Source organism: Corynebacterium sp. UMB10119B, assembly GCF_030228125.1.
Classification (GTDB): domain Bacteria; phylum Actinomycetota; class Actinomycetes; order Mycobacteriales; family Mycobacteriaceae; genus Corynebacterium; species Corynebacterium pseudogenitalium.
This window is the reverse complement of sequence record NZ_JASPBG010000002.1, coordinates 111,067-137,181: the sequence shown is the minus strand read 5'-3', so window position 1 is coordinate 137,181 and position 26,115 is coordinate 111,067. Positions and strand designations below refer to the sequence as shown.

25 protein-coding genes and 1 tRNA gene are annotated in these 26,115 nt (G+C 58.8%); 13 read left to right on the top strand and 13 right to left on the bottom strand.

All coding sequences use genetic code 11. The features are described from left to right. Nucleotides 1-3 precede the first annotated feature (3 nt). The 4 genes from QP802_RS02955 to QP802_RS02940 all read left to right on the top strand — a co-directional run bounded on the left by QP802_RS02955 (nt 4) and on the right by QP802_RS02940 (nt 4,180). Nucleotides 4-1,404 carry a class II fumarate hydratase gene (locus QP802_RS02955; RefSeq protein WP_070976196.1) on the top strand — a complete coding sequence of 467 codons (1,401 nt, stop codon included), beginning with the start codon at nt 4-6 and terminating at the stop codon, nt 1,402-1,404. Between the two features lie 61 nt (nt 1,405-1,465). Next, complete coding sequence (locus tag QP802_RS02950) at nt 1,466-1,981, top strand: hypothetical protein (RefSeq protein ID WP_284817560.1); 516 nt, start codon at nt 1,466-1,468, stop codon at nt 1,979-1,981. A gap of 40 nt (nt 1,982-2,021) precedes the next feature. Beyond that, on the top strand, nt 2,022-2,648 hold the full coding sequence (locus tag QP802_RS02945) for a TetR/AcrR family transcriptional regulator (RefSeq protein ID WP_284817558.1): 627 nt from the start codon (nt 2,022-2,024) through the stop codon (nt 2,646-2,648). After that, a complete protein-coding gene (locus QP802_RS02940) occupies nt 2,642-4,180 on the top strand; it encodes an MDR family MFS transporter (RefSeq protein ID WP_070362756.1) in 1,539 nt (512 codons plus the stop codon). Before QP802_RS02945 ends, QP802_RS02940 begins: the two co-directional genes overlap by 7 nt. A gap of 16 nt (nt 4,181-4,196) precedes the next feature. Here QP802_RS02940 and QP802_RS02935 read toward each other — a convergent pair whose 3' ends face one another. The 3 genes from QP802_RS02935 to QP802_RS02925 all read right to left on the bottom strand — a co-directional run bounded on the left by QP802_RS02935 (nt 4,197) and on the right by QP802_RS02925 (nt 6,187). After that, on the bottom strand, nt 4,197-4,748 hold the full coding sequence (locus tag QP802_RS02935; RefSeq protein WP_070479325.1) for a GNAT family N-acetyltransferase: 552 nt from the start codon (nt 4,746-4,748) through the stop codon (nt 4,197-4,199). A gap of 70 nt (nt 4,749-4,818) precedes the next feature. Further along, complete coding sequence (locus QP802_RS02930; RefSeq protein WP_070362758.1) at nt 4,819-5,427, bottom strand: LGFP repeat-containing protein; 609 nt, start codon at nt 5,425-5,427, stop codon at nt 4,819-4,821. Nucleotides 5,428-5,476: 49 nt separating this feature from the next. Next, on the bottom strand, nt 5,477-6,187 hold the full coding sequence (locus tag QP802_RS02925; RefSeq protein WP_284817556.1) for a LysR family transcriptional regulator substrate-binding protein: 711 nt from the start codon (nt 6,185-6,187) through the stop codon (nt 5,477-5,479). Between the two features lie 23 nt (nt 6,188-6,210). Here QP802_RS02925 and QP802_RS02920 point away from each other — a divergent pair, with 23 nt between their 5' ends. Then, nucleotides 6,211-6,570, top strand: a complete 360-nt coding sequence (locus QP802_RS02920) for a DUF5997 family protein (RefSeq protein ID WP_070362760.1) — start codon at nt 6,211-6,213, stop codon at nt 6,568-6,570. 3 nt (nt 6,571-6,573) lie between these two features. On the opposite strand, the gene glyA is transcribed toward QP802_RS02920, so the two are convergent. Further along, nucleotides 6,574-7,866: a serine hydroxymethyltransferase gene (glyA, locus tag QP802_RS02915; protein ID WP_071573306.1), complete on the bottom strand. Its 1,293-nt coding sequence runs from the start codon at nt 7,864-7,866 to the stop codon at nt 6,574-6,576. A gap of 188 nt (nt 7,867-8,054) precedes the next feature. Between glyA and coaA the strand changes: the two genes are divergently transcribed. Next, nucleotides 8,055-8,990: a type I pantothenate kinase gene (gene coaA / locus QP802_RS02910; RefSeq protein WP_070362761.1), complete on the top strand. Its 936-nt coding sequence runs from the start codon at nt 8,055-8,057 to the stop codon at nt 8,988-8,990. Between the two features lie 14 nt (nt 8,991-9,004). Here the strand turns inward: coaA and QP802_RS02905 are convergent, their stop codons facing one another. The 3 genes from QP802_RS02905 to mca are packed head-to-tail and all read right to left on the bottom strand — an operon-like array spanning nt 9,005 to nt 11,062. Then, nucleotides 9,005-9,775 carry an isoprenyl transferase gene (locus QP802_RS02905; protein WP_070363549.1) on the bottom strand — a complete coding sequence of 257 codons (771 nt, stop codon included), beginning with the start codon at nt 9,773-9,775 and terminating at the stop codon, nt 9,005-9,007. A 45-nt stretch (nt 9,776-9,820) separates the two neighbouring features. Next, nucleotides 9,821-10,123, bottom strand: coding sequence for a hypothetical protein (locus tag QP802_RS02900; protein WP_141742271.1), 303 nt, complete (start codon nt 10,121-10,123; stop codon nt 9,821-9,823). A gap of 30 nt (nt 10,124-10,153) precedes the next feature. Next, nucleotides 10,154-11,062, bottom strand: coding sequence for a mycothiol conjugate amidase Mca (gene mca / locus QP802_RS02895; RefSeq protein WP_070362762.1), 909 nt, complete (start codon nt 11,060-11,062; stop codon nt 10,154-10,156). A 115-nt stretch (nt 11,063-11,177) separates the two neighbouring features. On the opposite strand from mca, the gene QP802_RS02890 reads away from it, so the two are divergent. The 3 genes from QP802_RS02890 (at nt 11,178) to QP802_RS02880 (ending at nt 12,854) form a co-directional block, all read left to right on the top strand. Further along, complete coding sequence (locus QP802_RS02890) at nt 11,178-11,642, top strand: DUF4307 domain-containing protein (RefSeq protein ID WP_070362763.1); 465 nt, start codon at nt 11,178-11,180, stop codon at nt 11,640-11,642. A gap of 107 nt (nt 11,643-11,749) precedes the next feature. After that, nucleotides 11,750-12,271 (top strand): transcription elongation factor GreA, encoded by a 522-nt coding sequence (gene greA / locus QP802_RS02885; protein ID WP_070362764.1) that lies wholly within the window; start codon nt 11,750-11,752, stop codon nt 12,269-12,271. A gap of 52 nt (nt 12,272-12,323) precedes the next feature. Continuing rightward, complete coding sequence (locus QP802_RS02880; protein WP_070362765.1) at nt 12,324-12,854, top strand: hypothetical protein; 531 nt, start codon at nt 12,324-12,326, stop codon at nt 12,852-12,854. A 136-nt stretch (nt 12,855-12,990) separates the two neighbouring features. On the opposite strand, the gene QP802_RS02875 is transcribed toward QP802_RS02880, so the two are convergent. Beyond that, nucleotides 12,991-13,821 (bottom strand): Bax inhibitor-1/YccA family protein, encoded by an 831-nt coding sequence (locus QP802_RS02875; RefSeq protein WP_070362766.1) that lies wholly within the window; start codon nt 13,819-13,821, stop codon nt 12,991-12,993. A gap of 205 nt (nt 13,822-14,026) precedes the next feature. Between QP802_RS02875 and QP802_RS02870 the strand changes: the two genes are divergently transcribed. Continuing rightward, nucleotides 14,027-16,084, top strand: a complete 2,058-nt coding sequence (locus QP802_RS02870; protein WP_284817552.1) for an acyltransferase family protein — start codon at nt 14,027-14,029, stop codon at nt 16,082-16,084. 8 nt (nt 16,085-16,092) lie between these two features. Beyond that, complete coding sequence (locus QP802_RS02865) at nt 16,093-16,719, top strand: class I SAM-dependent methyltransferase (protein WP_070362768.1); 627 nt, start codon at nt 16,093-16,095, stop codon at nt 16,717-16,719. 18 nt (nt 16,720-16,737) lie between these two features. Here QP802_RS02865 and QP802_RS02860 read toward each other — a convergent pair whose 3' ends face one another. From QP802_RS02860 to QP802_RS02845, 4 genes are all read right to left on the bottom strand, one after another. Then, nucleotides 16,738-17,298, bottom strand: a complete 561-nt coding sequence (locus tag QP802_RS02860) for a hypothetical protein (RefSeq protein WP_141742270.1) — start codon at nt 17,296-17,298, stop codon at nt 16,738-16,740. 98 nt (nt 17,299-17,396) lie between these two features. Next, a tRNA-Leu gene (locus QP802_RS02855) sits at nt 17,397-17,470 on the bottom strand. 74 nt (nt 17,471-17,544) lie between these two features. Beyond that, on the bottom strand, nt 17,545-21,129 hold the full coding sequence (gene mfd / locus QP802_RS02850; RefSeq protein ID WP_284817634.1) for a transcription-repair coupling factor: 3,585 nt from the start codon (nt 21,127-21,129) through the stop codon (nt 17,545-17,547). A 47-nt stretch (nt 21,130-21,176) separates the two neighbouring features. Beyond that, nucleotides 21,177-21,809, bottom strand: a complete 633-nt coding sequence (locus QP802_RS02845) for a TetR/AcrR family transcriptional regulator (protein ID WP_070362771.1) — start codon at nt 21,807-21,809, stop codon at nt 21,177-21,179. Between the two features lie 355 nt (nt 21,810-22,164). Here QP802_RS02845 and QP802_RS02840 point away from each other — a divergent pair, with 355 nt between their 5' ends. Further along, on the top strand, nt 22,165-23,208 hold the full coding sequence (locus tag QP802_RS02840; protein ID WP_070362772.1) for a DUF3800 domain-containing protein: 1,044 nt from the start codon (nt 22,165-22,167) through the stop codon (nt 23,206-23,208). Nucleotides 23,209-23,249: 41 nt separating this feature from the next. Here the strand turns inward: QP802_RS02840 and QP802_RS02835 are convergent, their stop codons facing one another. Next, complete coding sequence (locus tag QP802_RS02835) at nt 23,250-24,782, bottom strand: multicopper oxidase family protein (RefSeq protein WP_284817551.1); 1,533 nt, start codon at nt 24,780-24,782, stop codon at nt 23,250-23,252. 54 nt (nt 24,783-24,836) lie between these two features. Between QP802_RS02835 and QP802_RS02830 the strand changes: the two genes are divergently transcribed. Beyond that, nucleotides 24,837-26,063, top strand: coding sequence for an MFS transporter (locus QP802_RS02830; protein WP_071573300.1), 1,227 nt, complete (start codon nt 24,837-24,839; stop codon nt 26,061-26,063). Nucleotides 26,064-26,115: the final 52 nt, after the last annotated feature.

The following is a 26,115-nucleotide window of genomic DNA, read 5'->3' as shown; positions in this document are numbered from 1 at the left end:
TGAATGGCCGATAAGCAGTACCGTATAGAGCACGACACCATGGGTGAGGTCAAAGTACCTGTTGATGCACTGTGGCGTGCTCAAACTCAACGTGCTGTAGAGAACTTCCCGATCTCTGGCCGGGGCCTCGAGAACCAGCAGATCCGCGCCCTTGGGCTCCTCAAGGCCGCGTGTGCGCAGGTCAACAAGGATTCGGGCAAGCTCGATGCGGAAAAGGCTGACGCGATCATCGCTGCGGCGAAGGAAATCGCAGACGGCAAGCACAACGACCAGTTCCCAATTGACGTCTTCCAGACGGGTTCTGGCACTTCCTCGAACATGAACACTAATGAGGTCATTGCTTCGATCGCGCACGCAAACGGCGTGGAAGTCCACCCGAACGACCACGTCAACATGGGACAGTCCTCGAACGACACCTTCCCAACTGCAACGCACATTGCTGCCACCGAAGCTGCCGTCGAAGTGCTGGTCCCGGCCCTGCAGGTGCTGCAGAAGTCACTGGCTGCGAAGGCTGAGCAATGGCACGAGGTAGTGAAGTCGGGCCGCACTCACCTGATGGACGCGACCCCGCTGACGCTTGGTCAGGAGTTCTCCGGCTACGCTCGTCAGATCGAGCTCGGCATCGAGCGCGTTGAGGCGACTGTTGGCCGCCTCGGCGAGCTCGCCATTGGCGGCACCGCGGTCGGTACCGGCATCAACACCCCAGCAGACTTTGGCGCAAAGGTCACCGCAGAACTGGTGAAGATCACTGGGCTGACACAGCTGTCGGAGGCAAAGAACCACTTCGAGGCCCAGGCCGCACGCGACGCTCTGGTGGAATTCTCCGGTGCGATGCGCACTGTTGCAGTCTCGTTGTACAAGATTGCAAATGACATCCGGCTGATGGGTTCGGGCCCACTCGCCGGATTCGCGGAGATTCACCTCCCAGATCTGCAGCCAGGCTCGTCGATCATGCCTGGCAAGGTGAACCCTGTCCTGTGCGAGGCGGCAACCCAGGTCTCAGCCCAGGTGATCGGCAACGATGCCGCAGTGGCATTCGGCGGCTCGCAAGGCCAGTTCGAGCTCAACGTGTTCATCCCGATGATGGCGCGCAACGTGCTGGAGTCCGCTCGCCTGCTGGCGAACGTCTCTCGACAGTTCGCTACCCGCTTGGTTGACGGTATCGAGGCGAACGAGGCCCGCATGAAGCAGCTCGCGGAGTCTTCACCATCAATCGTCACCCCTCTGAACAGTGCAATCGGCTACGAGAACGCTGCGAAAGTGGCAAAGCATGCGGTGAAGGAGGGCATCACGATCCGCCAGGCTGTGATTGACCTCGGCTTCGTGGACGGCGAAACGTTGACTGAGGAGGAGCTCGACAAGCGTTTGAACGTCCTGTCGATGGCTCATACCGAACGCAACTAGTCTTCGCTACAATCATCCCTGCTACTGCCCATGTTCATGAGCACGACCAGGGATGATTTTTATGTCTGATTCTTTTTCGCAGCTTCGTACAGCTGGGGGCTCAAATAAGCCATGGGTTATTGGCGGTGTCTTAGCTCTGGTGGTCTCGCTTATCGGGATAGCGCTCGCCGCAGCGTACTGGTCCGCTCAGCCAAAGCCGGAGCCTAACGGGGTGCCTGCAGTTGTGACGGTCACTGCGTTTCCTGAAGCTCCGCAAGTGCGTGACGACGCCCCCTCCGGAACATTCCAAGGCACCCTCCAATCGCACAGCCCTGATGCTGCCGTAGCGGCGTGGCCGGCGGTGTTCTCCCTCCATGAAGGGCAAGGGATGGTCAGCTATCCTCTGAGCGGTTGCGTGGCGCTTATCGCGCATGATGGCAGTGCTTCCGCTCTAACGAAACAGTGCCCTCCAACTACTGATGATGGTTTGTGGAACTTCTCCAGCCCGGAGCCGGGAATCGTTGAGGCACAGTTTTTCGAGCGCCGTAGTGATAGCTCTCCAACCGTGGAAGGCTCGCTATCGCTCCTGGTTGAATAGGTTTTTTGATATTTTTGCACGGAGTGTAAGATTGCACTCCGTGAATTTTCCCGATCAGTCAGAAGGTCTGCGGCAACGTAAGCGTCGCGAAACACGGCAGCGAATCTTCGATACAGCTGCATCGCTTGTGGCACGCGACGGCTATGACAATGTCACAGTCGAGGAGATCTGCCAAGGTGCAGGCATTTCACGGCGGACGTTCTTCAACTACATGGACTCAAAAGATGACGCTGTGCTTGGCCCCTTCCCTCTCGAGTTCACCAGCGAGAGCTTTGCACGCATTGCTGATGAGCCGTCCACGAACATGTTGGCCCTGGTAATCGATGCAATGGAAGAATCAGGTGCCGAAGATCGAGCCGAGGATGCCTGCCGAATCCAGCGGCTCATGCAGGACAACCCATCGTTGGCAAACGCGATGCTGGCCCGCAAACGCGATACGCTACGACACCTCGAGCAGGCTGTGCGTGAGCATTTTGCGAGCCACCCCGAAGACCGCCGTCTAGATGTCGCCATAGAGGCAGAAGCCCGAATCGTTGTGGAACTTTTTCGGACAACGCTTGTGCTTTATGCGCGAAGCCTTCATTTCCAAGAGGAGGGTTCGCCGAAGGAGCAGGCTCGTAGCGTAGCTGCCGTCGTCACGAAGTATGCAAAGGAGTTGCAGTGGTAAACAACACTAAGCCACACGTTGGCCTGATCTTTGGAGCGCTACTCATCACGATGCTGATGAGCTCATTGGGCCAGATGATTTTCTCCACTGCCCTGCCGACGATTGTCGGTGAGCTTGGTGGCGTAGATCACATGAGCTGGGTGATTTCGTCGTTCCTGGTCACGATGACAATCGCGATGCCAATTAATGGCAAGCTCGGTGACAGGGTCGGACGCAAGTGGCCTTATATTGGCTCGATTGGCCTGTTCGTCATTGGTTCCACCTTGGGTGGGCTTGCACAGTCAATGCAGCTGCTCATTATCGGGCGCGCCGTCCAAGGCTTTGGCGCTGGCGGCATGATGGTCAACTCCCAGGCAATCATCGCGGAGGTGGTTCCAGCTCGTAGCCGTGGCAAGTACATGGGTGTGATGGGGGCAGTATTCGGCGTTTCTTCCGTGCTTGGCCCCGTGTTGGGCGGCTGGTTTACGGATGGCCCCGGCTGGCGTTGGGGCCTTTGGATGAACATTCCGCTGGGGCTTCTCGCGATGACGGTCTGCACAATCGTGCTCCACCTACGCAAGGGGTCGCGGTCAGCACAGAGCATCGACTGGCTGGGCACCGTGCTCATGGCGGTTGCCACGACTTCTCTTATTTTGACCACAACGTGGGGTGGCACTCAGTATGAGTGGTCCTCGCCTATCATTTTGGGTATTTCCTCGCTTGCGGTTGTCGCTGCAGCGCTGTTCGTCTTCGTTGAGCTGCGCGTACCGAACCCGCTCATCCCCATGCACTTGTTCCGCAATCGCAACATGGTCTTGACGACGGCCTCCGGCACCGTGCTGGGACTGGCTATGACCGGTGCGCTTGCTTACCTGCCTACCTACCTGCAGATGGTGCACGAACTCACGCCAACGAACGCGGGGCTGATGATGCTGCCAATGGTCATCGGCATCTTGGGCACTGGCACTACCGTGGGGTTCATTATCGCGAAAACGGGCCGCTACAAGGTCTACCCGATCATCGGTATGGCCATCGTTTCGGTCGGACTCTTCCTCTTCTCGCAGCTCGAAGTGTCCACACCGTTGACAACGCTGGGTATCTATATGTTCATCTTCGGGTTCGGACTCGGCTTAGTCATGCAGGTACTGGTACTTATTGTCCAGAACTCGTTCCCACTAGCAATGGTCGGTACTGCAACAGCGACGAACAACTTCTTCCGACAGATCGGCTCCGCGATCGGTGCGTCGCTTATTGGTTCGCTGTTCATTCACAATATGACGGAGGAGCTCGCGGAACGCCTGCCAAAAGCATTGGCCTCGATGGCCCCTAGCGAGGCAGCCCCTTACGCCGAGCAATTCTCGAGCGCCGGTGGGCACAACTCCCTCACCCCGCACGCGGTTGCACAACTGCCTGACGTACTGCGCGACGCCGTCCTTAATAGTTACAACGACGGCCTGACCCCAGTGTTCTTACTGATGGTCCCATTGGCCGCCGTTGCGTTGGTGCTGCTCTTCCCGGTCCGGGAGGACCCGCTGAAAGAGACGCTGGACTAGGAACGATGAGGCGTGACTAGACCTGGCTTTTGCCTGGTTTCTTTTCTCCCGGCTTCGGCAACAGCAGCTCGTAGATGTCCGAGTCACGCCACTGGCCTTCCCGCTCACCGTAGGACATTTTCGCCATGTGATGGAAGGTGCCAACTTTCTCGAACCCGCGCGACTTGTGCAGCCCTGCCGATCCTTCGTTTTCCGGGAAGATCCACGAGTGAATCGACCACTTATCAAGTTCGATGCACGTCGCGATGAGCTTGTCTAGCAGCGCACCGGATACCCCCATGCCGCGCGCATCCGGATGCACGTAGATGGAGTCTTCAACTACTCCATGGAACACGCTTCTCGACGACGCCTTCGCCGCAGCTACCCATCCGAGCACACGCGAGTCATCGTGTTCATCAACGGCAACAAACACCGTTTCCATGATCTTCGCCCTGGAAAACTGCTCCCATGTCAAGCCGCGCGTCTCGTAAGTTGCGTTTCCGGTACTCAGACCCATCTCGTAGATGCTACGCACCTGCGGGTAGTCTTCTGGCCGGATTGGTCGAATGGTAAACCCTTTTTTGGTCATAAAAAACATTGTCCCCATTGGTCACACATCGTGCAACCAACGGGGACAAAAGCCGTTGTAGAGCTACAAATTACTTCTCGATGATGTTTGCAGCGAACGCGCCGGTGTCGTTGTTCTCACGAGTCCACTCGATGGTGCCGTGCTCGAACTCCTGGAACCAGCCGGATTCATTTGGAAGTGGGGTCTCTGCTGCGGTTGGGAAGCCAACCTTGTCCATAACGCCTTCATTCGTCAGCCACACGTTAGCAATTTGGCCCCAGATCGGAGCGCCACCGGTGTTTTCATTCCAGGCGACGTGGTGGTCATTGTCAAAGTCAACGATCCAGCTGCCATCGTGCTCCGTAACCTTCATTGGCTCGCCCCACTCCGAGTCAGCGTACTGGCCGATTGCCTGGACCAGACCGGTTGGAACCTTGACCTCTTCACCGTCTGCGGTAGTCAAGGAGACAGACTCCGTAGAGCCCTCTGCACCATTAGCGTCGGTGGCGGTCTCAGCAGCAGTCTCCGTCTCGGCTGCCTCTGTAGCAGTCTCGATGTTGGTCACCGTTGCGGTGCCGGAAGCACCATCCGCAGCGGTGGTAGCAGTGCTATCGGCGCCCTCTCCGTCAGAGCAAGCAACCAAGCCTGCGGCCAGAGCGGTAGCAGCAACGGCGGAAGTAAAAACCTTCTTGTAATTCATCAAAATTTCCTTTCGTTGTTGAATTTGTCTGGTTTCCATTATGCAAATTTCACTTTCGCCGCCTCCGTTTCACCCCCGTTCGGGGTGCTTTCCCGGTCGCACCCTTGCGCTTTTTCCCACGTTTCGTATATAAGCGTTTGCCCTGCGCAGCACGGGAGTCTGACACCTGTTTGCGCCGCCTCGTCCCAGCAGTCGGCTCACTCCCCCTCGACGAGCGAGCGGTGCGCCCTTTTGCGACGCCCACAAAGTCCTGGATCTCGTCACCGTCGTCGGCTTTCCGCCACACCAACGCAATCTCAGTTTCAACCAGCGGAGCGTGCCAAACTTCCAAACACGCGATCTGTTTCTTCGAAAGCACTTTCAACAACGGCAACGGAGCCAATGCCACGCCAACGTTTGCCGCAACGACCTGCAATGCACCACGAAGCTCTTCAAGTGACGCCTCCGGCTGGTAGACCCAGTTGATGATTTCGCCTTCGAGGTCCGCGTAATCGACGCGCTCCCCAAGCTCTGCAAACAAAGAGTCCTTGGGCACGGCAACGCCGGGAGCCTCGGTATAGAGACGGACCACGTGAAATTCATCGGTAATACGGTCATCGGGCAGGCGCATCAGCGCCAGCGATGTAGAAGTCGTCTCGTCCAGGAGATCAGCGAAGGGGTCGTCGACACCTTGCGTATCGAGCGAGTGCGGTGTGGACTGTGCGAAGCGTTTAAACCACTTCCCTGGCTCTGTGCCGGTGACGAAAGCAAGCGATAGCATGGCACAATGCTACCGTTTGGTGTATGACTACACAGAAGCCATCCGGAACCGCGATGAAGGCCGCGACCGCCGCGAAGAAACTCGGGATCTACCTGCCAGCGACGCCGCAGGAGTTCCAAGACAATGCCGTGACGCACGCGCAACTGCGCGAATTACAGAACAATCCCCCAGAGTGGCTGCAGGAACTGCGCCGCAATGGGCCACACCCCCGCCCCGAGGTGGCGCGCAAACTCGGGATCTCAATCACCGCGCTCAAAGCAAACGACATGGACAAGCCGCTCACCACTGAGGAGATCAACGAGCTGTTGAAAAACCAGCCGGAATGGTTGAGCTCGGCCCGCACCACTCATTCAGAGCAGCGCCAGGCCGAGCAGCAGCAGTAGCTCTTAGAGCATCTTCCAATCTTCGAGGCCCGGGTAGAGCGGGAACCGCTCCGCCAGCGCGTCTACGCGGGCGTGCAGGGCGTCGACGTCGGCGTTCTCACCCTGGATGAGCGCCTCGGCGATAATTTCCGCGACTTCCTCGAACTCTTCCTTGCCGAAGCCGCGGGTCGCCAGCGCCGGGGTGCCAATACGCAGCCCCGACGTCACGGCTGGCGGACGCGGATCGAAAGGAACGGCGTTGCGGTTCACCGTAATGCCAGCCTTATGCAGCAAATCCTCTGCCTGCTGGCCATCCATCGCGGAGTTACGCAGGTCCACTAGCACAAGGTGGACATCGGTGCCGCCGGAGACGACGTCGATGCCGGCTTCCTTGGCGTCTGGCTGGGTCAAGCGCTCGGCGAGAATCTTTGCGCCCTCGAGCGTGCGCTCCTGGCGGTTACGGAAAGCCTCCGTCGCGGCGAGCTTGAAGGCGGTAGCCTTCGCAGCGATCACGTGCACCAGCGGGCCACCCTGCTGGCCTGGGAACACTGCCGAATTGAGCTTCTTGTGCAGCTCGAGATCGTTGGTCAGGATGAAGCCGGAACGTGGTCCACCAATCGTCTTGTGCACCGTGGAGGACACAACGTGTGCATGAGGCACCGGCGACGGGTGCAGACCAGCAGCGACCAAGCCAGCGAAGTGCGCCATATCGACCCACAAGTACGCACCAACCTCGTCTGCGATCGAGCGGAACTCAGCAAAGTCCTCGTGGCGAGGGTACGCGGACCAACCCGCGATGATCACCTTCGGCTTGACCTCGCGCGCCTGTTCACGCAGCTTCTCCATGTCGATGGTGCACGTGTCTTTTTCAACCTCGTACGCAGCGACGTTGTACAGCTTACCGGAGAAGTTGATCTTCATACCGTGCGTCAGGTGGCCACCGTGAGCGAGGCTGAGGCCCAAGATGGTGTCGCCCGGCTCGCACAGCGCCATCAACACAGCCGCATTCGCCTGCGCACCGGAGTGTGGTTGCACGTTCGCGTATTTCGCGCCGAAGAGCTCCTTCGCGCGGTCGCGCGCCAGGTCTTCAACGATATCGGCGTGCTCGCAGCCACCGTAGTAGCGACGACCTGGGTAGCCTTCGGCATATTTGTTCGTAAACACCGAACCCTGTGCTTGCAGCACTGCTCGCGGAACGAAGTTCTCGGAGGCAATCATCTCCAGCGTGTTTCGCTGGCGCGACAGCTCCTGAACGATCGCTTCGTGAACTTCAGGGTCAAAAGTAGCGAGATCCTGGTAGCGGAGGTCTTCAGACACGTGCACCGGGTCCTTTCAAGATCAGACAGTCAATCATGTTTTAGCTCATGTCCAGGCACACCTATGCCTGGCACTGCTAAGCAGTATAAGCATCAGCGCTACGAAAGAAGTCCACTTTATTCAGGAACTTCAGAAGTATCTGCACCTGAGTTCCCCGACACGAAACAACAAATGTAACAATGATACGCATGGCGAAATCTCCCCGCACTTCGGATTCGAGCCCTTATTTGGACTTTCACCGCGACGATTGGCGGCACCGACGTGCGCAAATGCCACAAGTCTTGACGGAGGACGAAGTAGCCAAGCTCAGTGGTATCGGCGAGAACCTCGATATGCAGGAAGTTGAAGACATTTACCTTCCGATCTCTCGCCTGATTCACCTCCAGGTACGGGCCAGACAAAAACTTACGAAGGCTACAGAGACGTTTATCGGTGATGACCCAGGCCACGTGCCATTCATTATCGGGATTGCGGGGTCGGTGGCCGTCGGCAAGTCAACGACTGCCCGTGTACTGCAGGTGTTGCTACAGCGTTGGGACTCTCATCCTCGAGTGGACCTCATCACCACCGACGGGTTCCTCTATCCCAGCAAAGTGCTCAAAGAGCGCAACCTGATGGACCGCAAAGGATTCCCGGAATCCTACAACCGGCGCGACCTCATGCGCTTTGTCACCGAGGTCAAGTCGGGTCAACCACTGGTCAAAGCGCCGATATATTCTCACTTCGCCTACGACATCATCCCAGGCGAGTTCATTGAGGTCCGCCAGCCGGACATCATCATTCTCGAAGGGCTCAACGTCCTCCAAACCGGCCCGACCCTCATGGTGTCCGACCTCTTCGACTTCTCAATTTATGTCGACGCCCTCACCACCGATATTGAACGCTGGTACATCGACCGCTTCATGAAGCTTCGCAACACCGCGTTTCGAGAGCCCGGCGCGCACTTTGCGCACTATGCCGACATCGATGAGGCGCAGGCCCGTCACAAGGCACGCGATATTTGGCAGTCCATCAACCTGCCGAACCTAGTGGAAAACATTGCCCCCACCCGTATCCGTGCCTCGCTCGTGCTACGCAAAGGCGCCGACCATTCAGTGCAGTGGGTCCGCATGCGCAAAATGTAGCGCCAGGTAGCTGCCTACTTGCCGAAGCGACGGGAGCGCTGCGAGTACTCGCGCAACGCGCGAAGGAAGTCAATCTTGCGGAACGCGGGCCAGTACGTGTCCGTAAACCAGATCTCGGAGTACGCCGCCTGCCACAGTAGGAAGCCGGAGAGGCGCTGCTCCCCCGACGTCCGGATCACTAAGTCTGGATCGGGCTGACCTGAGGTGTACAGGTGCTGCGACACGGACTCGACGGTCACTGCGTTGACCAGTTCGTCCACGCTGCAGCCGCTGGCAGCGGCGTCGCTAATGAGGCTGCGAACGGCGTCGACAATTTCTTGCCTGCCGCCGTACCCCACCGCAATGTTGACGGTCAGGCCAGCTTTGCCTGTGGTGGTGTCGGCAGATCGGCGCATCCTTTCTGCAACCTCATCCGGCAAGAGCTCCAGGTGCCCTACGAGCCGAACCTTGCAGGAGTAAGACTGCGTCGCAAGGTCCTCGATCACCTCGGAAATAATGTCGAACAGCAGCTCAACTTCTTCCGAAGTCCGTTGCAAATTCTCCGTTGATAACAGGTAGATCGTAACGACGTCCACGTCCATTTCCGCCGACCACCGCACAAGTTCGCCGATCTTCGCCCCACCCACCCGGTGGCCATGAGAAACATCGGTGAACCCAGCCTCACGGGCCCACCGTCGGTTGCCGTCCGCCATGACCGCGATGTGCTTCGGGCGTTTCTTGCCCTTCAGCTCACGCTTCAGGCGCGCTTCATACAGCGGATACAGAATTTTTTGGAGGCTACTCACGGACCCAACCTTACTCACCAATCAACGGTATGTATGTTAGATGCCTTAGATCCAACGCTTCTTCCGGCGATCAAGCACACCCGCCTCCGCCATGGCCTTATCCAGCGCCTCCTGGTCAAACGGGTCGATTCCGTGCTTCTCAGCGAAGAGGCTGCGACGGCGGAACCGCGAGTACCGGCGATGGAACGCAAACCCCAGAGACAAAATGACCACAGCCAGCATCACCAACAGCAACAGGCCGAATGGCGAAGCCTTGCCAAAGTCAGGCCCCACCGGGTTTTCCTTCGGCGCCTGCGCCACCAAGTAAGCAGAGGTGTTGATAATCGCTGCGTGTGCTGTCGTCATCATGTGTATTTCGTCTTCCTTGTGCTGAAAATGTTAGCGCTCTTGCCCGAAACCTTCAGCGAGCGCGTCCGCGGTCTTCGGGTCAATACCGGCGAAGAGATCATCTTCCGGCAACGTTGATGCTACGCGAGTTCTGGCCAACTCAAACTCTTCTGTCGGCCATACCTCCTGCTGGTCCTCAACTGGGCTCGCCAAAAACGCGCCCGCCGGATCAATCTGTGTCGCATGTGCCGTCAGCGCTGCTGCACGCTGGGGGAAGTACTCCGCGCACTCCACCCTTGTGGTCACGCGACTCATCACATCCGCTTTGTTTTCTTCCCACCGCTGAATCATCAGCTCGTACGGGCTCTTCTTTCCCTGCGCGTACAAGCGGTCCTGCAGAAGACGCATCCGCTGCAGGATAAATCCATGGCTGTAGTACAGCTTCAATGGCGTCCACGCCTGCCCTGCTTCAGGAGCAAAGGATGGATCTCCCGCCTTGTCCCAGGCCAGCATCGAGATTTCGTGGACCATCAAGTGGTCGGGGTGCGGGTAGCCACCGTTTTCGTCGTAGGTAATGATGACATGCGGCCTGAACTCTCGAATCGACTCGACGAGATGCGCCGTCACTGCCTCCGGGTCTTGGGTCGCGAACGAGCCTTCCGGCAGCGGGGGCAGCGGGTCGCCTTGTGGCAGACCCGAGTCTTCGTACCCCATCCACTGATGTTCCACGCCGAGGGCCGCCGCGGCCTCCGCCATCTCCTGCTCCCGGACCTCGAGGATGTTCTCCAGCACGCCCGGCCGATCCATCGCAGGGTTCAAGATGTCGCCTCGTCGCCCGTCAGTACATGTGACGACGAGCACCCGGTTCCCCTCCGATGCGTATTTTGCCATCGTTGCTGCACCTTTAGAGGACTCGTCGTCTGGGTGTGCGTGGATCGCCATCAAGCGCAAGCCGGCCACTATTCCTCCTAGAACTTCTTCGGGGCCTGATTCCGTAACTTCGCGCCATCTTAGTACCATTGGAACGGATTGCAGCTACAGCGTCATCCAGCGTCATTCAGCGAGGTAGGTAACCGTGACTTCTCCCAGTCGCCCAACATCCCGATACGGCTCCAGCACCACCCCGACAGCCACGAAACGCAGCAACGCCGCTGGCCGGATCGTCGCGCTGATCGCCATCGGCCTCGTCGTCGTGCTGCTTTACAGTGTCTTTGACTACTTCAAGAAGCAGGAGTCCCGCACCGTCACTGCGGATTTCATCTCGCTCGAAGCTGTTGACGACAACACCACACGCATGTGGATCGATGTATCACGCAAAGACGTCGAGGCCCCTTCGTACTGCATCGTCACTGCGGTCAACTACGCGCATGCCGAAGTTGGGCGTCGAGAAGTAGTACTCCCCGCAGGCGGGCAGGAGCTCGAGCGGGTCGCCGTCGAACTACCGGTGCGCGAGCCGGCAGTCTCAGGACGTGTCTACGGCTGCTCGGACAATCTGCCGTTCTACATGGACCCCACCAGCACCTTTTACGACGCCCGCTAAGCCTCACCAGTGCACCACCTGCGCGGCAGCTGTGCTATTATCCGCCTGGTAAAGTTGCCCGCCAACCGGCGGGCTCGTTTGACATATATAGGGAAGGTTTTTACCTGATGGCGCAAACTCAGCAGCAGTACATCACCCCGGAGATGAAGGCCAAGCTTGAAGCTGAGCTTCAGCAGCTCATCGACAATCGCCCTGTCATCGCAGCCGAAATTAACGAACGCCGTGAAGAAGGCGACCTCAAGGAAAACGCTGGCTACGACGCCGCGCGTGAGCAGCAGGACCAGGAAGAAGCTCGCATTAAGCAGATTTCCGAACTGCTGGCTAACTCCACCACGGAGCGCTCCGGCATCGTCGAGGGTGTAGCCCACGTAGGTTCCGTCGTGCACGTCTACTACAACAATGACGAAAATGATAAGGAAACGTTCCTGATCGGTACCCGCGCGGCTTCGACGGACAACGAGGACCTGGAGACCTACTCGGAGAACTCTCCGCTCGGCGCAGCCGTAGTCGGTGCTTCCGAGGGTGAAACCCGCACCTACAACGCCCCAAATGGCCGAGAGATTTCGGTAACAATCGTCTCCGCAGAACCGTATGATTCTGTTAAGGCTTCCACGCCACGGGCGAAGTAGCCTGTCTACGCCATCGGCGTTATCCGTGATCGCTGACATTGAAGGAATTCCTGTGAATAAGTTCTTTTCCCGCAAGCTAGTACTCACCAGCGTGGTCGCACTCGGTGCTGTGGGCTTGACTGCCTGCCACCCACCACACCAAAACCCGTCGGACCTGAAGGTTGATACGGCACAAAGCCAGGACCCAACTTCGCTTCCTGGTGAGCGCGCGAAGGCAACCCCGACGAACGTAACCGATGCAGCAGGCGCTACCTCTGAGGCTGCAGTCACCGAGACTGTCACCGCTATGGGTGCTTCGGACAAGACCCCACTGGTCAATAACTGCGGCAGCGTCGGCCTTGAGCGTCCAGCTTCGCTGACTCTCAACTGCAGCGACCAGAACGATTTCCTCCAGGACATCGTGTGGGATACCTGGTCTGAGCAGCTCGCGCAGGGCACCGCTACCCGCACCACGGTCAATCCGAACCGCGAAATCGAAGATGTGCAGGTTGTCCTGGGCAACCCAGACATCGTAGATGGTGTGCTCGTGTTTAAAACCATCACCGTTGACGGCACGTCTATCAACCCTGAGGGTGCACGCTAAGTACGCTGAATACAGCAATTAGCTCCCTGCCCCGGCCCAGCGATGTTGTTGGCCGGGGCGCTTTTGAGCGCAACTAGACAAAAATACCCGGCCTCACAGTCGTGGGGCCGGGTATTTATTGCAGTGAGCGCGTGCGCTATCGCTGTTGGAAGTAAGACAGCAGGCGCAGGATCTCGGTGTAGAGCCACACCAGAGTCACTGCCAGGCCAAGTGCAACGCCCCAGGCCGCCTGCGATGGGGCGCCCATGCGCACCAACTTATCGGCGACGTCAAAGTCCTGCAGGAACGCAAGTGCGCCCAGCACGATGCAGACCAGGCTAAACACGATGGCGATGGTGCCACCACCGCGAAGCGGATTCATGCCTGTAAAGATGCTCAACAAGAGGTTGCCGACAACCAGGATGAGCACGCCGAAAATGGCTGCGGTGAGGATCCGATTAAACCGCGGGGTAACGCGAATGGCACCGGTGCGATAGACCACAAGCATGCCCGCGAAGACACCGAAGGTGCCCAAGATCGCCTGGAAGATTAACGCGCCTGCGTCCGCGCCGGCGACACTGAACTGCCCGGTGATGGCGAATGAGAACCCACCAAGGAACAGGCCCTCAGCAGCCGCGTACGCCAGGGTAATAACTGGGGAACCGTACTTTTTGCCAAATGCGTGAATCATCACGAGGACGAAACCGGCGACGGCACCGACCAGCGTCAGAATGCTGGCAATGGAGCCGTACCCACCGAGGTACAGTCCGAAGTTAATTACTGCAAAGGCGACAATTACGGCAAGGGTAATGCCGGTTTTAGTGACAACGTCGTCAACCGTCATTGGACGGTCCTCAGACACGGTGCCCGCCGATGCACCCATGGGTGCTTGCTCGTACGGGTTCGCGGCACCGTACCCCTGGTACCCAGTGCCACGTTGGGAATCTACTCCCTGCAGAGTTTTCAATACAGGGTTGTTGCTACTCACGGACCCCTGATCCTTTCTTTTGAGAACAATCGTTCACCTACTCCAACGCACTGGGTGTTGTTTTAGTTCCATGCGCCCAAAGAATTTGTCCGGATCACGCCACTGAGCGTGGCCTCTGCAGCAATCTGCACCACAATTCATGTCCATCTTTCTGGCAGCGCTATACTTCTGTACGTTTGTCGCACTCCAGGAAGGTCGCCATCCCATGCCGCCCCCAATATCAGGTTCTCACCGCTATGTCCCCGCCCTCGACGGGATCCGAACGCTAGCGGTCATGCTGGTTATCGCGTACCACCTCAACCTCCCTGGGTTCAGCGGTGGCCTGCTAGGCGTGGGCGTGTTCTTCACCCTCTCGGGGTACTTGATCACGCTTAACCTCATGCGTGGGCACTACCGGGATAACTCGCTGCACCTGAAGACGTTTTGGGTCAGGCGTTTCCGCCGTCTCATACCTGCGATGCTGACCACAGTGTTGGCAGTCGTGATTCTTTCCGTCGCGTTCGATGCGGGCAACCTTCGTGACCGCTCGTTTGAAGCGTTGAGCTCCATTTTCTACGTGAACAACTGGCATAACATCGCCGTCGGTTCATCGTACTTCGATCAGTTCAATGGCCCCGGTCCGCTGGACCATATGTGGTCACTGGCGATCGAGGAACAATTTTATCTCTTGTGGCCGCTGTTGCTGTGGGTGCTGCTGAGGGTGTTCCGTCGTGGGTGGATTGTCGCCGTCGTGACCACGGTGCTCGCCGGAGCTTCCTTTATCTGGATGTGGGTGCTCGCTGATCCTTCTATCGACGCGACTCGCGTCTACGAGGGCACCGATACCCGCGCGGGCGGGCTGCTCCTCGGCGCGGTCTTAGCAATCGTGGTTTCCTCACGGAAGCACGCCGGTAAGAACATTGGTTCCTCCCCTGTTCTGAGCACCGTTGTTGGCGCCCTCGGCTTCGGCGGCATCTTCGCGCTGAGCATGCTCGTCGCGCAGGAAAACATGTTCTTGTACAAGGGTGGGATCCTGCTTCTGAACCTTGCGTCAGTTGCTGCTATCTACTCAGTCATTGGGGCGCGCGGCCCCTGGACGACCATTTTCAGCTGGGAGCCGCTTCGCTGGATCGGCGAACGCTCCTACGGTATTTACCTGTGGCACATGCCGGTGATTTACTTCATGCCGGATGCGTGGTTGCAGGATCACCGCGTGTGGTCCTCCATCCTCGTGTTTGTGCTTTCGACTGCACTTGCTGCGCTGAGCTGGACCATGTTTGAGAACCCAATCCGTCGCAATGGCGTGTTCGGGCCCCTGAAGCAATTCCGCGCACACCCGTTGGAGGCACTCCGCCCGATCACGCTTGGTTCGACGATTACGCTCGCCGCAATCATTGCAATAGGCATCCCGGCTGTGTTCGCCATGGATACCTCGAAGCCGAACACCACCATGTCCCTGCCTCAGGATGCGCAACGCGGAGGCACGCGCGACCATCGCGAGGGAAAGGACAAAGCCAAGGAAACTGAGGAAAGCTTGACGACGTCCGCCTCTGAGAAAGCTTCATGGGAGGACCAGCCTTCGGACGTGAAGATGAGCTGCGAGAAGGTCATCCACGTCGGCGATTCCACCTCGATTGGCATGTTCGATATCAACCAGCTTCCTGAAGGCGCGGTCACTGCGATTGACCGATACTTGGACGCTGGCGCAAGCGAGGTAGATACGAGCGTGTTTGGCGCTCGCGCGACGAATCAGGGATTCAACGGCAACGGAGAGAACTACCCGTCTGCGATTGAGTCCGTGCAGCAACTGCTCGCCCAGGGTGCAGCTGACGATGGCACCTGCTGGGTCATCGCCACCGGCGTGAACGACGCCGCCAACGCAGACGCTGCCCGCTCCTACGGCTACGACCCCACGGGTGAGTTGGAGGCAAACATCCGCAAGATGCTTGACCTGTTGGAGGGCTACCGCGTGATGTGGCCGACAGCCGCAACGGGTAACCCGTCGAATGGCTACTACGCCAACGAGAACATGGACGAGTTCAATGTTGCATTGCGCAAGGTTGCGAAGGAGCGTCGAGACGTAGTCGTCTACGACTGGGCGAGCGAGGCGCGCTCCAACTTGGATTGGTTCCTCGCAGGCGACGAGGTGCACTACAACGCCACCGGCAATGACATCCGTGGCAAGCACTTTGCTGCCGCACTTGCTCACGCGTTCCCGAAGGATATCCCGGTAGACGCCATCCCAACGGACGCGGAGGTGACTTCCAAGGGGCCGAAGCTATAGTTTTGGGCATGGCCACTTGGAAAGAAATTGTCGCTGCAAACCCTGACCACTCCGAGAATTACGCCCAGCGGTGGCGCAACTTCGTGCAACAGGGCAAAGATATCGACGGGGAGGCCCGGCTTATCGACGCCCTCTCCGCCCGCCACTCCCGCATCCTCGATGCAGGGTGCGGGACTGGTCGCCTTGGCGGCTATCTGGCAAAGCGTGGACATATCGTCTTCGGTGTGGACATCGACCCGGTGCTGATCGGGTACGCGAAGCAAGACTTCCCCGAAGCAACTTGGGTAGTTGGCGACCTTTCCGCCGATCCGATCGAGGTCCGCGATATCGATATTGCGGTCTCGGCAGGCAACGTGATGGGGTTCCTCGCCGTCGACGGTCGCAGGCCCGCGCTTGAGAACATCTTCCGAACGCTACGTCCGGGCGGACGGTTCGTCGTCGGCTTCGGGCGTGGGCGCGGATGGGAGTTCGACGACTTCCTCACCATGTGCCACGAAGTCGGGTTCCAGCCACAGCACCAGTTTGCGAGCTGGGACTTGGAGCCGTTCACGGAGCAGTCCGGGTTCTTGGTTGCTGTGTTGCAAAAGCCAAAGGTTGATGAGCAGGCCGTTCGCTCGTTAACGAACCTACTCTAATAGTTCGCTGGCCCGACCTTACTGAACAAGGTTGACGCGATTCGCCATCCGTTGGCTACCGCCAGACGTGTAGAAGTGCACCGAGTTGTTCTCGTCTTCGGGGTGATCGCACCACATGTCACGGCCATCGCTGCCCATCTTGCACACCATCGGGTAGGTTTCGCCGGTGACGGGACTCGTCACCGAGATATCAGCCCGCGGCACCGCGTTCACGTTGGGGTTCGCCGCTACGTAGCGCCAGGTTGCGGCGTAGGCGACGTCGAAGATCTCAGCTGCAAATTCGCACGATGTTGCGGGTCCCGCCTTGATTCGGTCGCCGAACTCAGTGGTGCCACACTCCCCTCCTACTTGACCAGTGTTGATGGAGTGGCGCGTTGAAAATGTATGAGTCTCGGTATCCTCGGAGGCGCTGGTTGGGGCGGCGGTGTCCTCCGCGTGTGAATCTGTGGTGGTGATTGTTTGGGTGATCGTGGCCGGGGCTGCATCGTTGCTGCTGGAGCTCGAACCACTGTCACCGGAACAACCCACAACGCCCAAACAAGCGACTGCGATCATCCCGACTGCTGCGTATTGCTTCATTGCTTCCTCAAGGTCTTCGGAGAAAAGGGGTGCCCACAGCATAGCCGATAGGAACACAAAAGGTCCCGCTACCTGTAGGTATGCGGGACGTTGCGTTGTGCCCCCAGTGGGACTCGAACCCACACTGAATTGATTTTAAGTCAACTGCCTCTGCCGATTGGGCTATAGGGGCGCACGGGCCCATAGTACAGGCAGCACCGGGAAAACTCCCAATAGGCACCACCGGACAAAGCCCGGTAGAAACCGCTACTGGCTCACACTGATGATGCGTTTCTTTTTCCTGCCACCGTCGCCATCGGACTCACCAGTAACGGAGATCTTCTCGGCATCGAAAATGTCCGCGATGAAGTCGGCGACCCACTGCAGCAGCTCCATGTCGCGCAGGTTTGGCTGGTTGATGCCTTTGCCTTCACGTGGCATTGGTACCTGCAGTGTCTTTGCCGCAGCACGGTAATTCGCTCCCGAGTACAGGCGCTTCAACCTGACTTGCTTCGAGTCTGGCAACTCCACGGGGTGGAACTTGATCCTCGTGCCTTGAGTCAAGATATCCGAGATTCCAGCAGTTCGAGCCAAGTGGCGCACGCGTGCAACCGCGAAGAGGCGCAAGACCTCGGTCGGAAGTGGTCCGAAGCGGTCGATCATTTCCTCGGCAACCTTGCGCAGGTCCTGCTCATCGCGGGCCTCGGCAAGTTTTCGGTACACGTCCAGGCGCAGGCGCTCGGCGTTGATGTAGCTTTCGGGGATGTGGGCGTCGACAGGCAGATCCACTCGGATCTCCTTCGGGCCCTGGTCTGTCGCGTCGACGACTTCGCCGGTCATGAGCGCCTTGTACGTTTCGACGGCCTCCCCGACCAGCCGGACGTACATGTCGAAGCCAACACCTGCAATGTGGCCGGACTGCTCCGCGCCGAGCACGTTGCCGGCACCGCGCATCTCCAGGTCCTTCTGCGCGACAGCAATGCCGGCGCCGAGGTCGTTGTTCTGTGCGATGGTCGCAAGTCGGTCGTAGGACGTTTCGGTGAGTGTCTTCTCTTTCGGGTACAGGAAGTACGCGTAGCCGCGTTCGCGGGAACGCCCGACGCGCCCGCGCAGCTGGTGCAGCTGGCTCAGACCCATGTTCTGCGCGTTCTCCACGATCAGGGTGTTAGCGTTGGCGATGTCCAGGCCGGTCTCCACGATGGTGGTGCAGACAAGCACGTCGAATTCGCGGTTCCAAAACCCTTGGACTGTCTGCTCAAGCTGCTGCTCACCCATCTGCCCATGCGCGACCACGACGCGGGCCTCGGGTACGAGTTGCCGCAGGGAGCGCGCCGTCTTCTCAATATCGGAAACGCGGTTGTGGATATAAAACACCTGGCCGTCGCGGAGCAGTTCGCGTCGAATAGCTGCCGCAACCTGCTTCTCTTCCTGCGGGCCAACGTAGGTCAGCACCGGGTGGCGGTCCTCCGGAGGAGTCGTGATCGAGGTCATCTCGCGGATGCCCGTCAGGCTCATCTCCAGGGTCCGCGGGATTGGCGTCGCGGTCATCGTGAGCACGTCGACGTGACTCTTCAGGGCCTTGATGTGCTCCTTGTGCTCTACGCCGAAGCGCTGCTCCTCATCCACAATGATGAGGCCAAGCTGCTTCCAGAACACGCCCGTCTGCAGCAGACGGTGTGTGCCGATCACAACGTCGACGGAACCATCCGCCAACCCTGCCATAATCTCCTTAGCTTCCTTCGCTGAAGTAAAGCGCGACAGCTCGCGAACGGTGACCCCGAAGCCGTCCATGCGCTCGTTGAACGTGGAGTAATGCTGCTGGGCAAGAAGCGTCGTCGGCACAAGCACCGCCACCTGCTGTCCGTCTTGCACTGCCTTGAACGCGGCGCGAACAGCAACCTCGGTCTTTCCGAATCCCACGTCACCGACGATCACGCGGTCCATCGGTGTCGGCTTCTCCATGTCCTCCTTGACCGCCTCAATGGCAGCGAGCTGGTCCTCCGTTTCTACGAACGGGAACGCGTCCTCCATCTCGTGTTGCCACGGCGTGTCAGGGCCGAAAGCGTGGCCCGGCGCGGCTTGACGCTTAGCGTAAAGCTCAATGAGTTCGCCGGCGATCTCACGTACGGCGGCGCGCGCCTTGCGCTTGGTGTTCTTCCAGTCGGAGCCGCCCATCTTGGACAGCGAAGGCTTCTCGCCGCCGGTGTATTTGCTCAGCAGGTCGAGGGATTCCATCGGCACCCAGAGCTGATCGCCGGGCTGGCCTCGCTTTGCAGGCTGGTATTCCAGCACGATGTATTCGCGCCTGGAGGCTTCGTCACCGGTCTTGATGGTGCGCTCGGCCATCTTGATGAACTGGCCGATGCCATGCGTGTCATGCACAACAAAATCACCGGGAGTCAGCGCGAGTGGGTCCACCCGGTTCCGGCGCCTCGGGCGGCGCCGCTTCGCGCCAGCAATGTCGCCGACGCGGTTGCCGGTCACGTCGGTTTCCGTCACTACCACCAGGTTGGGTCCGGGGAACACGAGGCCTGCATGTGAAAGGGACTGGTAGACCGTGACCGCGCCGTCGACAGGTTCCAATCCAGGGGTGGCGATGCGCGCCGAGATGCCGTGCTCCCTCAGTCGCTCCGCCATGCGCTCAACGGTGCCCTTCGCTGGCGCCACGAACGCTACCTTGCCCCCGTTGGTTTGCACGTGCAGTTTCAACGTCGCGTAGAGCTGCTCAATTGCTTTGGGCTCGCCCTTCGGTGCGGGTGCAGCCTCGAATTCCAGCGGCAGCGTCATCGCATCATCGGCGGAAAACATACCTGGAGGTGCGAATGTCCACCACGCGTTGCCCGCGTTGCGTGCCGACACTTCCAACGACTCGAACGAACGGAACGAGGACGCCGATACGTCAAGGCCCTCCACAGCAAGCGGGCCCTCCGCACCCATCGCCGCGGCCTCCCACCCAGCTTCCAAGAATTCCTGGTCCGTGGCTTCGAGGTCCGCGATACGGGTGCGCACCTTTTCAGGCCCAGAGACGAACACAATGCTGCCCTTCGGCATGAGCTCCGGCAGCACCGAGTACTTCGCGTCGCTGAGCACCGGGATGAGTACCTCTTCCCCATCGGCGTGGGTGTGCTCAGAGATCCGCGTGAGCAGCTGCACCAGCGTGGTATTCGACGGGTTCGTGCGGGCAAGCTCATCGGCGCGTTTGGCCACGCTGGCGTCGATAATTAACTGGCGCGCCGGAAAAAGCTCGACGGATGTGAGCTCCTCGATGGTGCGCTGGTCGGCGACGGCGAAGCTTCGGATGTCGGTGACTTCGTCGCCCCAGAACTCGAGGCGCACTGGGTACTCGGCGGTGGTCGGAAAGATATCGATGATGCCACCGCGCGTGGCGAACTCCCCGCGCTTTGCCACCATGTCGACGTGCTCGTAGGCGAAGTTGACGGCTTGTTCGGTCAGCTCCGTGAAGTCCCACTCGGTATCGACTTTCACTGTAATCGGCTCCACCGCGGGCAACACTGGCTGGCAGAAGGCGCGCGCCGAGGCGATGATGACCTGGGGCATCTCCCACAGCACCTTCGCACGGGCACCCACGACATCAGGCGCCGGCGACAACCTCTCGTGAGGCAGCGTCTCAAAAGCGGGGAAGTTGGCGACCTTGCCCTTTCCGAGCATCGCCTGCAGTTCAGCAGTCAGATCCTCCGCCTCGTGGCTCGTTGCGGTCACCAACAGCACCGGAACCTGGCGAGCCAGCGCACCCGTAGCCCACGAACGAACCTGGTCAATTCCAGTCACGTGCAGCGAGTCGACGCCGATGTTGCCCACCAAGCCCTTAAGCTTCGGGTCGGTAAGCGCCATAGTGAGCAAACCACCCAACGCAGGCGCCTGAGCTGTCTGTTCTTCCACTACTGTTCCTCCACTTCGTTCGTCATGATGCGGGGCTGTGCCTCCAACCCGCTCAACCCGTTCCAGCACAGGTTCGAAATGTGCGCCGCGACCGTCGCCTTATCCAACCGCGTATCGACGCCCCGTTGGTCCAACCACCACAACGCCGTATTCGACACGGTCCCAACCAGCGCCTGCCCGTACAGTGCCGCCACCGAAGCATCGAGGCCGCGGTGCTCAAACGCACGCTCAAGCAGGTAGGACACCTCCGCAGTTACGCGGTTCAGCACTGTCGAGTACGTTCGTTCACGTCCGAGGATCCTACCGTGCACCAGGATGATAAACCCATCAGTTTCCTCATCGATGTACGTCAGCAGAGCCAACACGCCATTATCAATGCGCTCTCGCCAGCGTCCGTTCTGGATCACTTCGACAATCGTGCGCTCGAACCGCGCCATCTCCTGCGAAACGACGGCGTCGTACAACCCGGTCTTACTGCCAAAGTGTTCGTACACGACGGGCTTCGACACATCTGCACGCAGCGCAATCTCCTCCATGGAGATTCCATCAAATCCACGTTCTGCAAAGGCAGCGCGACCAATTGCGAGCAACTGGTCCCTGCGCTGCGTTCTTGTCATTCGCTGCCGAGCCATGCATTCTAGCTTAGAGCCCACCCCGGGCATCACCCCGACAGCCCGTAAACTGCCAGCTCATCACACTTTTTAACATTTCGTGAGGTTTCGGTTACACTAGGTCGAGTAATTCCCCATGGTGTAATCGGCAACACTACGGTTTTTGGTACCGTCATTCTAGGTTCGAGTCCTGGTGGGGAAGCTTTTTATTGCCCCCGCTACCTGGCGCTTTGCCTGGGTTGGGGGTGTTTTTCGTTTTCCAGCGGGGTGAACTGTGGGGCGTTTGAGGGCGTTTGTGGGGGTTTATGTAGTCAAAATGTAGTCACGAAACTGCACGATTGACTCCGTTTACCGGAAAAGCTATATTGAAATTGCAGTGGCGGCGCTGAAACACGCGTACCGCGCTAATTCCGGCGGCCAGAGCAAAGCATTGTTCTGGCCGCTGAGCTATCTCGAAGGAACCGCCATGCTCATAGCCTACCTCGATGAATTCGGACACCAGGGCCCCTACATCCGACATGACCATAAAAAGTTTAATACACACCCAGTATTTGGTTATGCCGGGTATTTGATACCGTCGCACAGCGTTCGGCAATTTGGTGGCTATTTTGAGTACGTAAAAGAACAGCTTCTTGACTGGGAAATTACGCAAGCTAATGCGCATCCAAGACGGTGGGAAAAGAAGGGATCAGCACTCTTTACCACCGCGAATATCCGCGAGTACAAGGATGAAATCAACCCAGCGACTAAGAGGCTGTACCGAAAACTGGGAAATCTTGGTGGTCAACTCTTCTTCTTTGGACAAGAGAAGCCAATTGGCCCAGTCAGCGTCACTAAAGAGACTTCTCAAGAGCGCGAGGAACATTGTTTGATCCAAGCCATCAATAGGCTTGGCAGGATAGCGACGAAAGCCAATGAAGAGCTGCTGGTCATCATGGATGCAACTGATACGGACAACCGTGAACGTGCGGTCGCAACACTTGGCAAAACTATTTACAGCAAAACCAACAAAGATAACCGCAGCATCATTGAAGTTCCGATTCAGGCCGACAGTCACTTATACGGAACTATCCAGTTTGCTGACTGGACGTGTGCGTTGCTCGGACGGCTCACAGACTACCACTTCGCAGAACGGTCACAATTTGCTTGGTCGGTCGACCTCTGTAGAGATGTGTTCAAGCGCTGTTCGCCCTCCAGCAACTCGATTATTTGGAGCAATTCAACCGATCACTCATTGAAGTGCTCTCCAAAGCATCTAATAAACACGACAAAGTTTTGGGAAATCGCTGCGGAGCACGAAGCCAGAAACAAACGCCGTATGCAAGGCAACCAACAAATGCTGCAGCGCATCGTCTCGGCAGGTTCCCCTGACTTACAACGGAAGTTAGACGCCATTCGCGGAGGCAAAGCTTCCAAGTAATTCTTAAACCTTTTCAGGTCGTGGTCTTCCTGGAACTTAGCCTAGTGGTGATGCCCCTCCGGCATCGGCCGCAGGTTCGCCTTCTGCCCAGGCTCAACCATGACGAACTGCCCCATCATCCCTTCATCTTCGTGGAAGAGCATGTGGCAGTGGTACATGTACGCCAAGGTCGGATCCGGGTGCCAGCCGAACTCCACAATGAGGGTGACGGTTGACAGTGGCGGTACATAGATCGTGTCGTGCCAGCCTTCGGTGAAAGCAACCTCGCCGTTGTCCACCTTGTCCACCAGGAACCTGGCATTGTGTACGTGGAAGTTGTGCGGCCAGTCGGAGTTTTCGTTGGTCACGTGCCAGATTTCAGGGCCGTTGTGGTCGATCACAAAGTCGACGCGTTCCATGTCCATGGACTGCTCATTGATTTGGAAGCCGTTGAGCCGGAATTCGCGCTCCGGCGCACCAGCGACATTAGGGCGGATCACGGGGATGAGCTGCGTCGGCAGCGTGGCAAGCGCGGTGTCGTTTGCTGGGGCTTTGATCTCGAGCAAATCGAAAGTGTCCTGCAAGCCAAACCCGTTGGCGACTTCCTCGTCGGGGAGGCCTCCGCCGTTCGGGACGCCGTCACTGCGCAACATGAGGTCCTTGCCGGCTTCGAGGTCCACGATGATCTCCACACGCTCGCCTGGACTTAGCAGGACCGCGTCGGCTTCGATGGGGGCGTCGAGAAGCCCTTGATCGGTTGCGATGATGTTGAACGGCACGCCGAGACTCAAGTGGTGGAAGCGCATCGTTGCACCGTTGAAGATGCGAAGTCGGACACGGCTTGTCGACGCCTCAAAGCTCGGCTTCGTGATGCCGTTAACCAGCGGCGTTGTCCCGAGGAGGCCATAAGTTGGGTCGATGGTTTCGTCGAGCTGGCCGTCCTCGGTGAACTTCGCGTCGGTGATGATGACGGGGATGTCGTCGACGCCGTACTCCTGCGGCAAGCCGAGTGCATCAGCTGCGTCATCGGCGATGACAATGCCTCCGGCGAGCCCGCGGTAGGCGTGCAAAGCGGAGATCTCGTGCGGGTGCGGGTGGTACCAGCAGGTGGATGCGGCCTGCTCGACCTGCCATGTCGGCTCCCAGCTCGTGCCTGGATCGAAGATGAGCGCTGGACCGCCGTCCGCCGCCGCGGGCAAGTGCAGGCCGTGCCAGTGCACCACCGTGGGCTCATCGAGCGCGTTGTTCACCTTCATCTCAATGGTTTCACCCTGCCGCATGTAGAGCGTGGGCCCAAGCCACGGGCCATTGAAGCCCCAGGTCTTCGTCTTTGTGCCTGGCACGATCTCGTACTCGCCTTGCTGCGCGGTCAGCTCAAAGCTGCGCGTGGTGCCATTGAGCGTGCCTTGCTCCAGCGGCGGGATAGGAAGCGGGCGGGCTTCGGCCTCAGCGCCTTCGGGCGTCGCCTGGCCGGAGCGTACCCCTCCCGGGCCTTCCCCGGCGCACGCCGCCAACAGCGCAACCTGCGTAAACAGTGCGCCTTTAAAGAATGTCCTTCTACTGATGACGTTGCGGTGAGCGCGTGCCGAAGCCATGGGTTCTCCTCTTTCGAATGCGTAAACTCTGCTGCCGACCCTACTATCTTTGGTATGACGTCTCACGAGGAGTACAACGCACGCAGATTCGTGTGGGCCAACGGCTTGCAGGGAATCGGTGACCAAATCGTTGCTGCAAAGACAGTATTACCGTGGCTGTTCACAGCTGCCGGGGTACCAGCCCTATTCACGGCATTCTTGGTACCGATCCGCGAATCAGGCTCAATGCTGCCGCAAGCCGCGCTGAGCCCATGGGTCACCTCGCAGCGTTCGCGAAAATGGGTGTGGTTGGTTGGTTCGTGGGGCCAGGCCGCATCAGCTGGTCTGATCGCGCTTTCTGCGGCGCTGCTCAGTGGTGCTGCCTTAGGCGTTGCGGTTGTCATCCTGCTTGCAGCGCTCTCGATCTTCCGTGCGCTGTGTTCAATCTCAGGCAAAGATGTGCAGGGACGAACCGTATCGAAGGGTCGCCGTGGTCTCATCACGGGGCGGGCTACCGCGCTGTCTGGCGCCGTCACCCTCGCGATCGGTGTCCTGTTCGCAATTCTCCCGAATGACCTACCCCGATGGGTCCTGGTGACGCTTCTTGCGGCGGGCGCCTCCACGTGGGCGTTCGCCTCCCTGGTTTTCCGCACCATTAAGGAGCCTGAAGAGGAACCCTCGGAGGCCTCCAGCAAGGGGTGGGCACGCCAAACGTGGGACCTGATTAAGGACGACAGGAACCTGCAGAAGTTCCTCATCGTTCGCTCCCTCATGCTGGTCACCGCCTTATCGACGCCATTTATTGTCGTGCTGGCCCAGCAACAGGGCACGAACCTTTCCTCACTCGGCGGCTTCATCCTGGCGTCGGGTGGCGCCGCACTCGTTGGTGGAAAGGTCTCCGGTATGTGGGCGGATAAGTCGTCGAAAAACGCGATGGCGTGGGCTGCTGGCACCGCATCCGTCGTGCTCGTGCTCTTGGTGATGTCTGGGCACTGGCTTGCTCCCGAGGTCAACCGCTGGATCATGCCAATCGGGTTTTTCCTGGTCAACTTGGCGCACACGACGGTGCGCGTGGGCCGAAAGACCTATCTCGTGGACATGGCGGAGGGTGATCGACGCACGATGATCACCGGCGCCGCGAACACAGCGATGGGGATCGTCCTGCTGATCGTCGGTGCGATTTCATCGGCGGTTTCGACCCTTGGACCTGAGGCAACGCTGCTGTTCCTGGCCGCAGTCGGCGCGGTGGGTGTGTGGCGCGCGGCAGGTTTGAAGGATGTGTCTGCAAACTCGCGCGCGTAGCGCGTTATGCTGTTGTGCAGTTGGTTTTATACCTCATTCACCGATGAATTAA

Bases quoted from the DNA above. Each gene is read 5' to 3' on its own strand.
- QP802_RS02900 (WP_141742271.1), bottom strand. From the start codon at position 10,123: ATGATGACGACAGCACACGCAGCGATTATCAACACCTCTGCTTACTTG.
- QP802_RS02860 (WP_141742270.1), bottom strand. From the start codon at position 17,298: ATGAAGCAATACGCAGCAGTCGGGATGATCGCAGTCGCTTGTTTGGGC.
- coaA (WP_070362761.1), top strand. From the start codon at position 8,055: ATGGCGAAATCTCCCCGCACTTCGGATTCGAGCCCTTATTTGGACTTT.
- QP802_RS02935 (WP_070479325.1), bottom strand. From the start codon at position 4,748: ATGACCAAAAAAGGGTTTACCATTCGACCAATCCGGCCAGAAGACTAC.
- mfd (WP_284817634.1), bottom strand. From the start codon at position 21,129: ATGGCGCTTACCGACCCGAAGCTTAAGGGCTTGGTGGGCAACATCGGC.
- QP802_RS02835 (WP_284817551.1), bottom strand. From the start codon at position 24,782: ATGGCTTCGGCACGCGCTCACCGCAACGTCATCAGTAGAAGGACATTC.
- QP802_RS02870 (WP_284817552.1), top strand. From the start codon at position 14,027: ATGCCGCCCCCAATATCAGGTTCTCACCGCTATGTCCCCGCCCTCGAC.
- QP802_RS02845 (WP_070362771.1), bottom strand. From the start codon at position 21,809: ATGGCTCGGCAGCGAATGACAAGAACGCAGCGCAGGGACCAGTTGCTC.
- QP802_RS02930 (WP_070362758.1), bottom strand. From the start codon at position 5,427: ATGAATTACAAGAAGGTTTTTACTTCCGCCGTTGCTGCTACCGCTCTG.
- QP802_RS02920 (WP_070362760.1), top strand. From the start codon at position 6,211: ATGACTACACAGAAGCCATCCGGAACCGCGATGAAGGCCGCGACCGCC.
- QP802_RS02950 (WP_284817560.1), top strand. From the start codon at position 1,466: ATGTCTGATTCTTTTTCGCAGCTTCGTACAGCTGGGGGCTCAAATAAG.
- QP802_RS02865 (WP_070362768.1), top strand. From the start codon at position 16,093: ATGGCCACTTGGAAAGAAATTGTCGCTGCAAACCCTGACCACTCCGAG.
- QP802_RS02955 (WP_070976196.1), top strand. From the start codon at position 4: ATGGCCGATAAGCAGTACCGTATAGAGCACGACACCATGGGTGAGGTC.
- QP802_RS02830 (WP_071573300.1), top strand. From the start codon at position 24,837: ATGACGTCTCACGAGGAGTACAACGCACGCAGATTCGTGTGGGCCAAC.
- greA (WP_070362764.1), top strand. From the start codon at position 11,750: ATGGCGCAAACTCAGCAGCAGTACATCACCCCGGAGATGAAGGCCAAG.
- QP802_RS02925 (WP_284817556.1), bottom strand. From the start codon at position 6,187: ATGCTATCGCTTGCTTTCGTCACCGGCACAGAGCCAGGGAAGTGGTTT.